Source organism: Kitasatospora sp. MBT66 (assembly GCF_000710405.2).
Lineage (GTDB): Bacteria > Actinomycetota > Actinomycetes > Streptomycetales > Streptomycetaceae > Kitasatospora > Kitasatospora purpeofusca.
Genome location: NZ_JAIY01000021.1, coordinates 88,734 through 102,752, shown reverse-complemented (window position 1 = coordinate 102,752; position 14,019 = coordinate 88,734). Strand labels below are relative to the sequence as shown.

7 protein-coding genes are annotated in these 14,019 nt (G+C 72.1%); 3 read left to right on the top strand and 4 right to left on the bottom strand.

Going from position 1 to position 14,019, the window contains the following annotated elements:
- From BI06_RS42910 to BI06_RS42900, 3 genes are all read left to right on the top strand, one after another.
- On the top strand, window positions 1-1,131 hold a 1,131-nt coding region (locus BI06_RS42910; protein ID WP_043477833.1), incomplete at its 5' end, for an MFS transporter.
- A gap of 211 nt (window positions 1,132-1,342) precedes the next feature.
- Window positions 1,343-4,276 carry a polysaccharide lyase family 8 super-sandwich domain-containing protein gene (locus tag BI06_RS42905; protein ID WP_063795145.1) on the top strand — a complete coding sequence of 978 codons (2,934 nt, stop codon included), beginning with the start codon at window positions 1,343-1,345 and terminating at the stop codon, window positions 4,274-4,276.
- A gap of 201 nt (window positions 4,277-4,477) precedes the next feature.
- Window positions 4,478-4,948, top strand: coding sequence for a PH domain-containing protein (locus tag BI06_RS42900; RefSeq protein ID WP_078880068.1), 471 nt, complete (start codon window positions 4,478-4,480; stop codon window positions 4,946-4,948).
- Between the two features lie 716 nt (window positions 4,949-5,664).
- On the opposite strand, the gene car is transcribed toward BI06_RS42900, so the two are convergent.
- The 4 genes from car to BI06_RS54965 form a co-directional block, all read right to left on the bottom strand.
- A complete protein-coding gene (car, locus tag BI06_RS42890; RefSeq protein ID WP_043477830.1) occupies window positions 5,665-9,273 on the bottom strand; it encodes a carboxylic acid reductase in 3,609 nt (1,202 codons plus the stop codon).
- Window positions 9,274-9,357: 84 nt separating this feature from the next.
- Window positions 9,358-10,068 carry a FadR/GntR family transcriptional regulator gene (locus BI06_RS42885; protein WP_043477827.1) on the bottom strand — a complete coding sequence of 237 codons (711 nt, stop codon included), beginning with the start codon at window positions 10,066-10,068 and terminating at the stop codon, window positions 9,358-9,360.
- A 460-nt stretch (window positions 10,069-10,528) separates the two neighbouring features.
- Entirely contained in the window at window positions 10,529-10,936 is a 408-nt protein-coding gene (locus BI06_RS50045; protein ID WP_149030664.1) for a hypothetical protein, read from the bottom strand.
- Window position 10,937: 1 nt separating this feature from the next.
- The coding region (locus BI06_RS54965; RefSeq protein ID WP_082559085.1) for a polymorphic toxin-type HINT domain-containing protein at window positions 10,938-14,019 on the bottom strand (3,082 nt) is incomplete at its 5' end.

Sequence of the window (14,019 nt, the reverse complement as noted above, 5' to 3'; positions counted from 1 at the left end):
ACGCTGGCCTGCTGCGCCGTCTGGGCCCTGCTCACCGTGCTGCCGCTGCACCTGACCCAGCGGCACCACAGCGCCGGCACGGTGGCGGCCCTGGTGACGGAGGCGGTGGTCAGCCTGCGCCTCATGCGGATCGTGGCGGGGCCCGCCCTGAGCAGGCTCCGCCCGCGCACCGCGATCACCGCCGCGCTGGGCCTCGGCGCCCTCGCGTTCGGCGCGCTCGCCGCGACCGACGGCCACGCGGTCGTCCTGGCGGCCGTGCTGCCGGTGCTCGGACTGGGGTTCGGCATGAACGCCATGGCCCTGAAACTCGTCGCCGCCGCCGCGCCGGACCGGCGCCGGGCGAGGGGCTTCGCCTCCCAGGCCGTGGCCGTCAACCTCGGCATGGCGCTGGGTCCGCTGGGCGGCGTCGCCCTCCAACAGCGTTTCGGCACCGCCGCCTTCTGCGCCGCCGCGGCCTGCGTGCACGCGGTGGCGCTCGGCCTCGTCCTGCTGGCACGCCCACCCGGGGAATCCGGCGCGACGGCCGCCGATACCCCGCGGGTGCGGTGGCGAGCCGTCCTGCGGGAGCCGGGGCTGCGGATCCCGCTCGCCCTCACCGCCCTCGGCTTCGTCCTGTACACCCAGCTCTTCGCGACACTCCCGCTGTACGCGAAGGAGGTACTCGGCGTGGGGGGTTCCCTCGGGACGGTGTTCCTCGTCAACGGAGTCCTGATCATCGCCCTGCAACTGCCGGTGACGCTGCTCGCCGGCCGCCTGGAGGTGCGGCCGAGGACCCTGTGCGCCGTCGGATTCGGCTGCTTCGCCGCGGCGTTCGCCTGCCTCGGCACGGGACGGTCAGTCGCATGGCTGTTCGCCGGCGTCGTCCTGGTCACCTTCGCCGAGATGCTGCTGATGCCCGCCCTCGACGTCCTCGTCGGCTCCGCCGGCCCCGCCCAGCACCATGCCGCCCACTTCTCCCTCGCCGCCCTCGCGACCGGGCTCGGCGAGGCGGTCGGCAGCTTCAGCGGCGTACGCGTGGCCACGGCGGACGGGCTCGGCGCGGCACGCCTGTACGCCGCGCTCGCCGTGGTCACCGCGGTCGTGCTCGTGGTGACCACGGCCGTCCGCCTGCTGCGGACCGCCCGCCCCTGACCGAGGAAGAGGGTAAGGCGGCCACGATGCCGTCGTTCCCGGTGACGGGTGGGCAGAGGTCTGCACCAGTCATTGACGCCCGCACCGGAAAGCGCTTACCGTCGCAACGCCCGGAGCGTGCGGCGCCGCCCGGGTGTCGCCGCGCCCCCCACGGCTCTCCGGCGGCCGTGCGCCGCACAGTCGCACGGTCGCACCCGGCAAGGAGCCCCCCTTGATCCCCGAGCCGCACTCCCCCGCACACCTCCCGCTCTCCCGTCGCCGACTTCTCCAGGCGTCCGCCGTCGGCCTCGCCGCCGCGGGCACCTGGTCCGCCCTCGGCGTGCAGGCGGCCCACGCCGCCGACGCGTTCGACACGCTCCGCCTCCGCTGGCAGGCGCTGCTCACCGGCACCGGCTTCGACCCGGCCGCCCAGCCGTTCGCCACCGCCCTCACCGCCCTCGGCGACCGCGCCCGGACCCAGCAGGCGGCGATGGCACCGACCGCCGGCTCCCTCTGGCCGGACCTGCCGCTCGGCACCGTGTCCGCCAACATCACCTCCAGCTACCTGCGGCTGCGCACCATGGCGCTGGCCTGGGCCCAGCCGGGCACCGGTTCGACCGCGGACGCGACGCTCGCCACCGCCGTCACCACCGGCCTCGACCACCTGCACGCGATCGCCTACACCCCCACCGCCAGCAACTACAACAACTGGTGGGACTGGCAGATCGGCACCCCGCAGGCGCTGCTCGACACCTGCGTCCTCGTCCAGCCGCTGCTCGGCGCGACCCGGATCGCCAACTACTGCGCGGCGGTGGACCGTTCGGTCCCCGACTCGAAGGTCGCCGCCTACACCGGCACCTCCACCGGCGCGAACCGGGTCGACCTCTGCCGCGTCCTGGCGCTGCGCGGGGTGCTCGGCCGGAGCTCCGCCAAGCTGGCCCTGGCCTCCTCCGCACTCTCCCCCGTCTTCCCGTACGTGCTGACCGGCGACGGCCTCTACCCGGACGGCTCGTTCGTGCAGCACACCTGGGTGCCGTACACCGGCTCGTACGGCGAGGTGCTGCTCGGCGGGCTGAGCAAGCTGTTCGGACTGCTCGCCGGCTCGGCCTGGGCGGTGACCGACCCGCAGCGGCAGACCGTGTTCGACGCGGTGGACTCCGCGTACGCGCCGTTCCTCTACAACGGCCTGGTGATGGACTCGGTGAGCGGCCGGGCGACCAGCCGGGGCCTGCAGAGCGCCGACCCGCTGCGCCTGCAGCAGGACGACCACGGCCGCGGGCACACGATCATCGGGCACATCCTGCGGCTCGCCGACTCGGGTGCGGCGCCGGCCGCGCAGTCGGCGGCCTGGCGGGCGTCGGTCAAGGGCTGGATCGCCCGCGACCAGTACCGCCCGTACCTCACCGACGCCGCCGTGGACATCCCCGAACTCGCCCGCGCCCAGGCGCTGGTGAACGACTCCGCCACCGCCCCGGCCGCCGAGCCGGCCGGCGCCCGGGTCTTCGCGATGGACCGGGCGGTCGTCCGCCGCGCCGGTTGGGCGGCCTCGCTGGCCATGTGCTCGGCCCGCACCACCTTCTACGAGACCGGCAACGGCGAGAACCCGCGCGGCTGGCACACCAACAACGGCCTGCTCTCCTGGTGGGGTTCGACCTTCGGGAACGGCCAGTACTCGGACGCCTTCTGGCCGACCGTGAACCCCTACCGGCTGCCGGGAACCACCGTCTCCACCAAGCCGCTCGCCGACGCGGCGGGCGGCGCCTGGGGAGCGGCCCGCCCGGACAACACCTGGGCGGGCGGCGCCTGCGACGGCACGTACGCGGCCGCCGGGCAGGCCGTGCGCGGCCTCTCCTCGACCCTGAGCGGCGTCAAGTCCTGGTTCCTGCTGGACGATTCGATCGTCTGCCTGGGTGCGGGGATCGGCTGCGCGGACGGCGTACCGGTGGAGACCGTGGTCGACAACCGCAACCTCGGCGCGACCGGCCAGCACGCCCTCACCGTGGACGGCACCGCGCAGCCGACCACCCTCGGCTGGTCGCGGCGCTTCACCGGGGCCCGCTGGGCGGCGATCTCCGGATTCGGCGCGTACCTCTTCCCCGGCGGCGCGACGGTCGACGCGTTGCGCGAGGCCCGCACCGGCAGCTGGCACGACATCAACGGCGGCGGCACCACCGAGGCTCTGACCCGCCGCTACCTGACGCTCTGGTTCGACCACGGCACCGACCCCACCGCCGCCGTCTACTCCTATCTGCTGATGCCGGGCGCGGACGCCGCGGCGGCGGAGGCCCGCTCGGCCGCGCCGACCGTCACCGTGCTGGCCAACTCCGCCACCGTGCAAGCGGTTTCCGACAGTGCCTCGGGCGTCACGGCCGCCAACTTCTTCACCGCCGGCACCGCCGGTCCGATCACCGTGTCGGCGCCGGCCTCGGTACTGGTCCGCGAGTCGGGCGGCACCATGACCGTCGCGGTGGCGGACCCGGGGCGGACCGCCTCCACCGTCCAGGTCACCATCGCCCGGCCGGGCTACCGGACGGCCGATCCGGCCCCGGGCGTCACCGTCCTCGCCACCGGCAGCTCGGTGACCCTGCTGGTCGAGCTGGGCGGCACCCAGGGCGCCAGCCGCACCGTGACCCTGCGCGCCACCGGCACCGCGCCCGCACCGGCCACCGCGACCCGGCTGGCGCCCACCCAGGACGCCTACGTCCGGGACGGCACGTACGGCGACACCAACTACGGGACGGCGACCACGCTGACCGTGAAGAACACCGACTCGACCGCCAGCGGCTTCAGCCGGCGGGCACTGCTGGCCTTCGACACCTCGGGGGTGAGCGGCACGGTCCGCCGGGCGGTGCTCTGGGTGCGGGGCGCCGTGGCCGACTCCGGCGGCAGCGAGACCTCGCTCCAGGCCTTCGCCACCACCGCGGACAGCTGGACGGAGACCGCGGTGACCTGGAACCGCTCCCCCGCGCCGACCACGGCGCTCGGCACGGGCCGGATCTCCACCGCCGCGGACTGGGTCGGCCTGGACGTCACCGCCGCCGTCACCACCGGCGGCACGGTGACCCTCACGGTCTCGCAGCCGCTCGGCGCGGTCGGGCTGGCGGTCAACCTGAACAGCCGGGAGAACGCCGCCTTCCGGCCCCACCTGGAGCTGGTCACCTCCTGAGCGCCCCGGGGCCGGCGGCTGCGTCGGCGGCGTGTGGCGGCCCCGGCGGGTGAGGCGCAGCAGTGCACCTCGCCCGGCCGAGCGGCCGACCGACTGTCCGTCATTTGCCTGTCGATGAGCAACTCCCGCCCCTACACTGCGAGTCCGACCGGTCGCCGACGATGACGGCCGACCGGTGGAGACGATCGAGGGGCGGTCCGGATGAGCGACGGGCAACTGAGAGTTCCGCACGAGTACCGGGTGGCGACGTCGCGGGTCGGGGGGCTCGCGTTCACCATCCTGCTGCTGTCCTTCGGGGCGATGCTGCCGATCTGGAAGGACAAGGAGTTCGCGCCGTCCACCAAGGCGATCGGCTCGCTGCTGGTGATCGGCTTCTGCCTGCTGGTGGTCGTCGGCGTCTTCCGGGCCGGCACGCTGATCACCGCCGAGGGGATCACCGTCCGCGGGATCGTGCGCCGCCGCCGGCTGCGCTGGGCCGAGATCGCGCGGTTCGGCAAGGCCCCCAACCCGAACGCGCACGCCAAGGGCGCACCCAAGTTCCTCACCTACGCGTTTCGTGCCGACGGCCGCAAGGTCCACCTTCCCTACGTCGACGACAAGCACGTCCTGCTGGACCGTGAGGTGGAGCGGCTGAACGCGCTGCTGGCCGAGCACCGCGGCGAGGCCGGCTGAGCACGGGACGGGCGGGGACCGGCCGCCGGCACCCCGGACACCGTCAGCGTTCACGCACTCTGGTCCACCACCAGTGCGTCGCCCACTGACTGCAGTTGGGCTCCGGCAGGGTGCGGCGCTCGAATTCCTCATCGATACGCGCGATCAATCGTCCCAAGTCCTGTTCGGCTCCGGGGGGAAGGTACAGCATCGCCCACTCCAGGTCGTCACGGGCGTCTCCCACCCCCGGCGAATCGAACGCGGAGGCGTCCAGGTAGCGCCCGGGCTGCGAAAAGGCCCACTCGAAACACGAGATCGCCTTGGCGACCGCGTTGGGCCACAGCTCCTGGTCCTCGACCCGGCGGATCGCTGCACGAGTCCGCGCGGAGACACCGGGGACCCTCAGGACCGGGTACTGCTGTCGTGGCCGCCACCGCTCTGCACGGACGGCCTTGGGACGCCTACGCGGCATCGCCCTTTCGGATCAACATGTGGTCATCCTGCCACGGCTGGGCATCCGCAGGCACTGGCAATATGCCGGCCGCGGCAGGAGTTCCCACTGTCCGGAGCAGCACGGAGGCCGGCGCCGGCCTCCACTTCACGTGCGGGGTCGGCCGACGAGGAGGGTGTGGGAGCCGGGACGTGTGTGCGGGACGGAGTGTCCGCTGCCGACGGGCGTGGAATCGTCCGGAACGCTCCCGGATGCCGTCGGACCTGGCGGCCGTCCCGTGGTGCAGTCAGATCAGGCGGTGTGCCCGGAGGTCGGCCGCGTACTTGGTGATCAGGTCGGGTGACAGGCAGGGGATGTCGTTCTCCGGGTCGAGGGCAGCGGCCCGGACCGCGGTGCGGAAGCGGTCGGCCGGCAGGGCGGATCCGGCGAGCAGCTCCAGCGGTTCGGCGAAGGCGTGCAGCAGCGGGAGCAGCGAGTGCTGCTTGAGGCCGTCGGGCAGGGCGCGCAGGGCGGTCCCGAAACGCTCGGTCCACTCGGTGTGCTCCTGGACCCGTGCCAGGGGGTGTCCGGCGGCGACCAGCCAGTCGACGACCGTGTCGAGGGAGATGCCGTCCTCGTGCGGGTTGACGACGTTGTAGGTCCGGTGGCTCTCTCGTGCGTCGTCACCGAGGGCCGTCACGGCGCGCGCGGTGAAGTCCACCGGGAGTGCGTCGAAGTGTCCCCGGCCGTCGCCGGTGCCCCGGGCGTAGAAGGTCGCGGGTGCGAGGCCCGTCGCGAGCAGGCTCAGCAGGAGGCGGGTGAAGACGTCCGGGATGTTGAGCTGGCCGCGGTAGTGCGGGTGCGCGAGGATCAGGTTCGAGCGGAAGACGGCGACCGGCAGGCCGAACGTCTCGTGCGCCTCTCGCAGCAGCACCTCGCCGGCCCATTTGCTGGCCGCGTACCCGTCGGCGTAGCGGTCGCCGTCGAGATCGCGGGTCGGCGAGGTGGTGCGGATGTCCGCGGTCTCGTCGGCGGCCGCCGCGTTCCCGAGGACGACGGTGACCGTGGACAGGTAGTTGAACTGCTTGATCCGGGAGGTGACCGCGAGCCTGATCAGTTCGGCCGTTCCGAGAACGTTGGGGCCGAACAGCTGGTCGTAGGACAGAACGTGGTTGACCAGTGCCGCCGGGTGGACGATCAGGTCCACGGTGTCGGCCAGGTGCTGCCAGGTCTCCTCGTCGAGTCCCAGGCGCGGTTGCCCGACGTCACCGGCGACCACCTGGAGGTGTCGGGCGGCGGACGCACGGTAGCGTTCCAGGAGTTCCGCGTCGCCGCTGTCGAAGGCCGCGTCGAGCCGTGCCCGGGCCGCCTCGGAGGAGGAGCCGCGGACCACGCAGACCAGCGTGCCGCCGCGCCTCGCCGCGCGCTCCAGCCACTCGAGGCACAGGAACCGGCCCAGGTAGCCGTTGGCGCCGGTCAGGAGGACGGTCCGGGCCTCGGGCAGCGGACCGTCCGGCTTCAGCCTTCCGGCCCGCTCGACGGTCCGCGCGTCGAGGAAGGCGTCCAACCGCAACCGGGCGGCGTCGAGTCGCGTCCGGTCCGGGCCGTGCACGCCCTCCGCCGTGGGCCGGGGGTGTTCCGCCGCGAGCGGTTCCGTCGCGAGCGCCCGCTCGATGTGGTCGGCCACCCCCTGGAGCGAGCTGACCGGGCTGAGAACCACATCGACCGGGACGTCGACGTCGAAGGTCTCCGTCATGAGCCGGGAGAACGACAGCGCCGAGAGGCTGTCACCGCCGAGTTCGAGGAAGCGGGTGCCGGGCTCCACAGCACCGTCCTCCAGTCCCAGGAGCGCCTGGGCCGCCCGGACCACCGTCTCCGGCACCGGCCGGTCGGCGCGGAAGCGGCGCAGCGTGCGGACGGCCTCGGTCTCGCGGTCGGACAACTCGGTGTACAGCGCTTCGAGGCGCTCGCCGTAGCGCTTCGTCAGGGCCGGCCGCAGCAGCTTGCGCACCCCGGAGAGCAGCCCGTTCTCCTCGGTGAACGGCTCGGTCTCGACGAGGAGGTCCCGGGGGATCTCGTAGGGGTTAAGTTCCGCCCCGACGGCGGTCCTCCGCAGGGACTCCCGCAGGACCGGCCCGAGGCGCCGGGCATCCCCGCCGACGCGGTCGAGCGCCTCCTGCGTCGGCACGACCACCGCGAGCAGGTGGGCGCGGGCGCCGCTGCCGTACAGGAAGATCTGCCGGACGGCCGGACCGCCGCCGAAGAGCGCCTCCAGGCGGGAGACGGCGACGAATTCGCCCTGCGACAGCTTGAGGACGTTGGAGCGGCGCTCGACGTACCTCAGTTCGTCGGGACCGACGCGGGCCATGATGTCGCCCGTGCGGTAGAAGCCGTCCTCGTCGAAGATCTCGCGGGTGGCGTCCGGGCGCCGGAAGTACCCGGGGACGAGCCGGTCGGACCTGATCAGCAGTTCGCCCCTGGGGAACGGCGAGTCGGTGGCGAAGTACCCCAGCTCGGGTACGTCGACCAGCTTGTGGTCGGTCACCGGCGGGCGCTGCACCCGGCCGTCGAGGAGGACGACCCCGCCCTCCGTCGACCCGTAGCCGTCGATCAGCCTGACCTGGAAGCAGTCCTCGACGAAGGCCGTCGTCCCGGCGCTGGGCGGGGCCGACGCGCTGACGGCCCACAGGAGCCGGCCGCCCATGACCTGCTCCCGCAGCTCCTCACGGAGTTCCTCGGCCAACTGCTGCGCTGCCGCCGGCTCGTCCGCGTCCGCCGTGTCCTCCGTGCTCTCCCTGTCCTCCGCGTCCTCGGCCGTGCCGGTCCGGCGGGACAACTCCGCCCGGTAGTACTGGAGGAGCATGTCGCAGATACGGGGGACCATGACGAACTCGGTCGGACGGACCAGCGAGAGGTCCTCCAGGAGCGTCGACAGATCACCGGACGCCGTGAAGCAGGCGAGGCCCCCGTTGGCGAGCGTCCCGTACAGCACACCCCGTCCCATCATGTGGCTCAACGGCAGGTAGTTGAGCACGATGGCGGGCCGCACCGGCCGGCCGGGCACGAAGTCGACCCAGAATTGCCGGACCAGACGCTCGGTGTACACGGCCCCCTTGGGGCTCCCGGTGCTTCCCGAGGTGTGGATCAGCGTGCTCAGCGTGTCGGGCGCCGAGCCGTCGGGCACCCTGGGGAGCAACGGCAGCGCCCTTCCCCGCTCGACGGTCGTCGCGAGCGTGTCCAGGGACGCGCCCCGGCCCTGCGCCGCCAGCCGGGCCCGTGCGGACTCGAACTCCTCCTGGTGGACGGTGACTTCGGGCCGGTGGCCGATGACGACGATCCTGCCCAGCGAGGGGGCGTTCGCCGCGATCTCCAGCGCGACGTCCAACTGGTCGACGTCCACCACAAGAAGGCGCGGTCCCACCTGCTCGACGACGGGGGCCAGGTGCGCCGCCGGAGCACCGGACTGCAGGGGCACGGACACCGCGCCCGAGCGGACGCACGCCAGGTCGGCCACGGTGTACTCGGCACTCGTGGGCCCGAGGAGGGCGACGAAGTCACCGGTGCCCAGCGGGTGTTCGCGGTGGTGCCGCCAGTCCGAGGCGACCGCGTCCACCCGATCCCGGAGCTCGCCGTAGGTGAGCGTGTCGAACCGCTGTGAGCGGCGCAGCGTGGTGCGACCCGTCTCCGGATCGGTGACCGGCTCGGTGGCGCGCTCGCCCAGAGCGGGGCGGTCGGCGTAGGCCTCCAGCACGGTCGCCACCAGGTCGGCGAGCGGCAGGCCGGGGCGCCGGATCGCCTCGGTGACGGCGTCCAGGGGTGCCGAGGCGCGGAACTGGGCGTCGGTCGCGAACAGGCGGGCGCTGCGTCGGTCGGTGCGTGCGTCGAGTTCGTCGGCGGAGAGTTGGGAGCGGGACAAGGGTGAACTCCTTTGCGGCCGAGAGAACGTGTCGGGGCGGGGCGCCCGGACCAGGAGGAGGGCCGGCGTGGGTCGACCGCGGGCTCAGCGCTCCTCGGCCGGGCGTTCACCGGTGGCCTCGTGGTCGCGGGTGAGCCGGACGATCGCGGCCGCGGCCACGCGGGCGCCGCCCGCGTCGTGGGCCTCGATCGCGTCGACGAGCCGCCCGTGCAGGTCCGCGTGCTCCCGGGCGTGGGCCGCGTCCCAGGACGGGCCGCCCGGATGCAGGGCGAGCGCCGTGCCGAGGTGGTCGTACACCTCTATCAGCAGGCTGTTCCCACTCGCCCGGACCACGGACCGGTGGAACAGCGCGTCGACGCCCGCGGCCGCGGACGCGTCCTCCCCGACGGCGGCCGTCTCCGCGTCGCCCAGCAGCTCCCGCAGTTCCCGCACCTGCTCCTCACTGCGGCGCAGGGCCGCGGCGCCCGAGGCGTACTCCTCCAGCACGGTCCGCAGTTCCAGCACGTCGTCCCGCTTCGCGGAGCCCGCCCGCCGCACCATGACCGACTGCAGCTCGCTGGCGGAGCGCACGTAGGTGCCGTCACCGGCCCTGGGCTCCAGCAGGCCGAGGTGCACCAGCGCACCGATCGCCTCCCGCAGGGTGCTGCGTCCGACCCCGAGCTCCTCGACGAGGGCCTGCTCCGGAGGGATCCGGGTGCCGACCGGCCAGCCCCCCGCCTCGATGTGCGAACGGAGGCTCTCCACGAGCTGCGCGGACAGGCTCGCCGTCCGCCGCGGTGCGCTGATGCGGTTCATGGAAGGACTCTATACAAACATCAGACATTTGAACATCGGCCCTCCAGCTCGACTCACGTCTCCGGCGCGCCCACTCGGCAATGGGCAACAGGTGTCCGCCGCCGAGAACGGTGCGGTGATCACCGCCGACCTCACCATGGCCAGTCCCCGGGGAACCACCCGGACCGCAGGGGCCGGTCCAGACACATGACCAACCGGGCCGAACGTCGCTGCCACGACCAGGTGGTTGTCGACCCAAGCCCGCTCGACCTCCCAACCACGGAAGTCGTGCGAGGCCGTCGACACCATGAGCATCGCCGTGCGCGGCCCCACAGACGGCAGTTCCGAGTCCGACAACGGCGGCGAACCACCCACTCCGTGCAGCGCCGATCCACTGACGGTGCCGTCAACCACTGCCGTCAGACACGCAAGCAGCCCCATCGGAAACCAATCCAACGGGGCTGCCTCGACCGATCACACCCTACTCCCGCGTGCGCACCTCGAGTTGTTGAGCGGCCTTGTCCCGAACCTGACCCCAGTGATGTCCAGTCAATCTCGCGAGGGCATCATCAGGGGTTTCAGGATTTCCGGCGACTGATGAAGCGACAGCATCGTGAGTATCGCTGGAAAGGATTTCCAGGACATCCCTGGGGGCATCTCTCCTGCTCGCAATCCTTGCCCTCACTCGCCAATCATCGTCCTGGCCGAGGAGTCGCAATACCTCTGCCGGAACTGTGCGGTTGAAGGCGACCCAGAAACGCATGTCCGGGTAATCTCTTGCGATTTCGAGCCAGACCTCCAGCGGCGCCTCGTCCCGCTTGATTCGCTGATAATCGGCGCCGTCCCCACCGAGTCGCAGTCGGACGAATTCATCCGCACTTTCGATCACATCAGCATCCCTTCACGGTCGACAGGTTCTTCCAGGAAATGAACCTCCCGATCCTCCCCTTGAACTTCTTCTCGATGAAGGTGCCATCCACACCAGCATCCGCAACCCATTCAAGCCCGGTCGATGTCTCGCGGAATACCTTCCATGCGGACTTACCGTGATCCCCCTTGTCCGGACTCCACCAATAAACATCACCAAGCGCATCCGGGGCTTGCTGATAGTAATTGACTCCGAACGGCCCGCCGCGCATGATCTTAGTCGAGCGCCCGGGGTCGATGGTCCAGACTCCGGAAGGAGCACCACCGTCATTGTGAACCAGAACTGGCACAGTCCCGGCGAGTACATAGTACGTGTGGATGGTGGCGACGGTGAGGTTGTAGGCGGGCTGGCGGGTTGTCCAGTGCCTGGTCGCGGTGATGTCCAGAGGCCGACCGGTATCGGCGAGGAGGGTGTCGTCGGCGGTGAGATCGGCGGCGTCGCGCCAGGCTCGTTGATTCTCGGCCCAGAAGGGGTGATGATCGGTGGAGGTAATGGTGCCGGTTGCGCCGATCTCGGAGGTAATGCTGAGGTCGGTGAAGTCGCGATCGTCGGGTGTGAGGGTGGTCGCCTCGACGCGGCGTCCGCCGGATTCTCCTGTTTCGGGGTCGGTCGCCCATACCTGGTCGCCGATGCGGATCCGCTCGATCGGGCGGGTGGTTCCGTCGGCCATGAGGATGAGGGTGCCGGCAGGGAAGCTGTTCGGAAGCGGGCATTCTGCCAGTATTCGCCGGATTCGTGACGCCCGGGCGGCCTCCTCGACATTCTTGGCCTCCCTTCCGAGCCTGGCGAGACGCGCCGCCTTCCCCGCAGGGAAGAAGCCGATCGCGAGTTCCGCGCAGGCAGCGGCGCTCCGCTGCTTGATGCATTCCTCGGCACTGTCCACGCCGAGGATGCTCTTCATGACCATCTTGAAGAGCTGCGCCTTGTCATAGACCCCGTCGAAGAAGAACGAGAGATCACCGAGGAACTTCAGAAGACCGTTCTGCTGGAGCCCGATATGAACGCGATTCCGAAGGAGCATGCACTGCAGGGCCCCCTCTCCCCACTGTCCAATCTGGTTGGGGCAGGGCGGGTTCTTGGCGCGCCAGTACTCGTACTCAGCCTTGTTGATCTCTTCCTGGATCAGCGCTTCCAGTTCCTTCTTCAGGTCCCCCTCGATCTGTGCGGCATCGAACTGGAGGCCTGTCTCTTCGGAAGCCAGGTCGCCCCGGCGTTCCTGAATCGCCTTCTCGACAGCGACGGTCCAGGCGTCGTCCGCGGCCTGCTGAGCAGCGTCGGCGTCCTTTCCTGCCGCGTGCGCGGAAGCGAAGGCGTCGTTCGCGGCCTTGCGGGCGGACATGGCGGACCAGCGGGCCTGCTCGGCAGACACGCGGGCGCGGCCGGCCGAGGCGACGGCCTTGCCGGCGTCGCGTGCGGCGGCCTGGGAGGCGTTTCGGGCGGTGGCGGCGGACTGGCCGGCGCGGGTGGCGGAGGCTTCGGCGTTCTGGGCGGAGGTCCTCGCATCCGCAGCGTACCGGCCGGCCTGGGCCGCGTAGGAGCTGGCCTGATTGCGGGCGGTCTCGGCCTCGGCGGCCGCGTTGTTCGCGACGGCCGCGGCTTCGGTCGCTTCCCAGGCGTCCTGCTGGGCTGTGGCCGCGGTCCGGGCGGCCCCGGCGATCAGGTGGGCCATCTGTGCGGCATGGGTGGCGGCGAGCTGGTCCTTGCGGTCGGCCGTGTACCGGCCGGTCTGCAGGAAGGCCGTGACGGACTCGGGTGTCCCGGCGAGCGCGAACGTGGCCGCGGCCTGGAGCTCCGGGCCTCCGGCGGCGAGGAGTTGGGTGGCCTGGACACGTTCGTCGATCTGGCGGGCGGTGTACTGGCCCGTCATCAGGAAGGCGGCAACGGCCTTCGATGAACCGTCCCGCAGAGCCTTCTCCCCGGCTTCCTTCACGCTGGTGCTGCCGGTGGCGATCAGTTGGTAGACGCGGACACGGTTGTCGGCGACCGCGGCCTCGTACTGCCCTGTGGTGAAGAAGGCCTCGACCCGCTGGGCGTCGCCCGTCAGCGCGGCGGTGGCGGCGGTGCGCACGGCCTCGTCCGGGCTGTCCTCGGCGATCTCCCGCACGGCCTGGCGCATGTCGTCCAGCTCGGCCTTGTGCCGTCCGGTGCGCAGCCATTCCACGACAGCCGCGTCCGTGCCGGACAGGGCGGGCGTTGCGGCCTCCTGGCTCCAGGGACCGCCGGTCTTCACCGTCCGGAGGGCGGCTTTGCGGCCCTTGGCCGCCAGTGCCTTGGGGTCCGCGTCGGGGCGGGCAGCCTCGGCCGCCAGGTCGGCGGCTTCCTGGTCCTGGGCTTTCCAGTCGGCCAGGAAGGTGCCGATTTCGCCGGTGGCCTCGTCCTCCGCCGCCTTCAGGACCCGGGCTTCCGCGACGGCCGCCGCGGTAGCGGCGGCGAGCTCCTCCGACTCGGTCCTGCGGGCGAGCTCGTAAACGTTGCTCGCCGCAGTCACCGCTGCGGTCGCCGTCGCCGCGGCGGCGCGTGCCGTTTCGGCCTGGCGGGTGGCCTCGGCGGCCGACGTCGCGGATTCGCCGGCGTGTTCGGCCGCCTGGTCGGCGGCCGTGGCGGCGTTCTGGGCGTGGGTGGCGGCGGACCGGGCGGCGTCGCGGGCCTGGTAAGCGGCCTGGGCCGCCTGGCGTGCCAGCGCGGTGGACGCGTTCGCGGCCCGGTCGGCCTCCTTGGCCTGGCGGCGGGCCTGGTCAGCGGCGGCCTGGGCGCGCTTGGAACTGGCGCCCGCGGCGTTCGCCAGGCGGCCGGCCTTCTCGGCGGACCCGGCGGCCGCGTTGGCGTTGGCGCTGGCGCTCTTGGCCGCGTCCGACGCGTCGCCCGCCGCCTCGGAGGCAACGCCCGCATGGTTGGCGGCCTCTGCGGCGCGCTGGGCATCCTTTGCCGCGTTGCGGGCCTCTTCGGCCCGCTGGCGGGCTTCGGCGGCCCTGCCCCGGTCGGAGGCGGCGGCATTGGCGGCCTTGCGGGCGTTGGCCGAGGCGAGGGCGGCGCCACCGGCGGCG

Excerpts from the sequence above, each read along its gene's own strand:
- BI06_RS42900 (WP_078880068.1), top strand. The coding sequence starts at position 4,478 with ATGAGCGACGGGCAACTGAGAGTTCCGCACGAGTACCGGGTGGCGACG.
- BI06_RS42885 (WP_043477827.1), bottom strand. The coding sequence starts at position 10,068 with ATGAACCGCATCAGCGCACCGCGGCGGACGGCGAGCCTGTCCGCGCAG.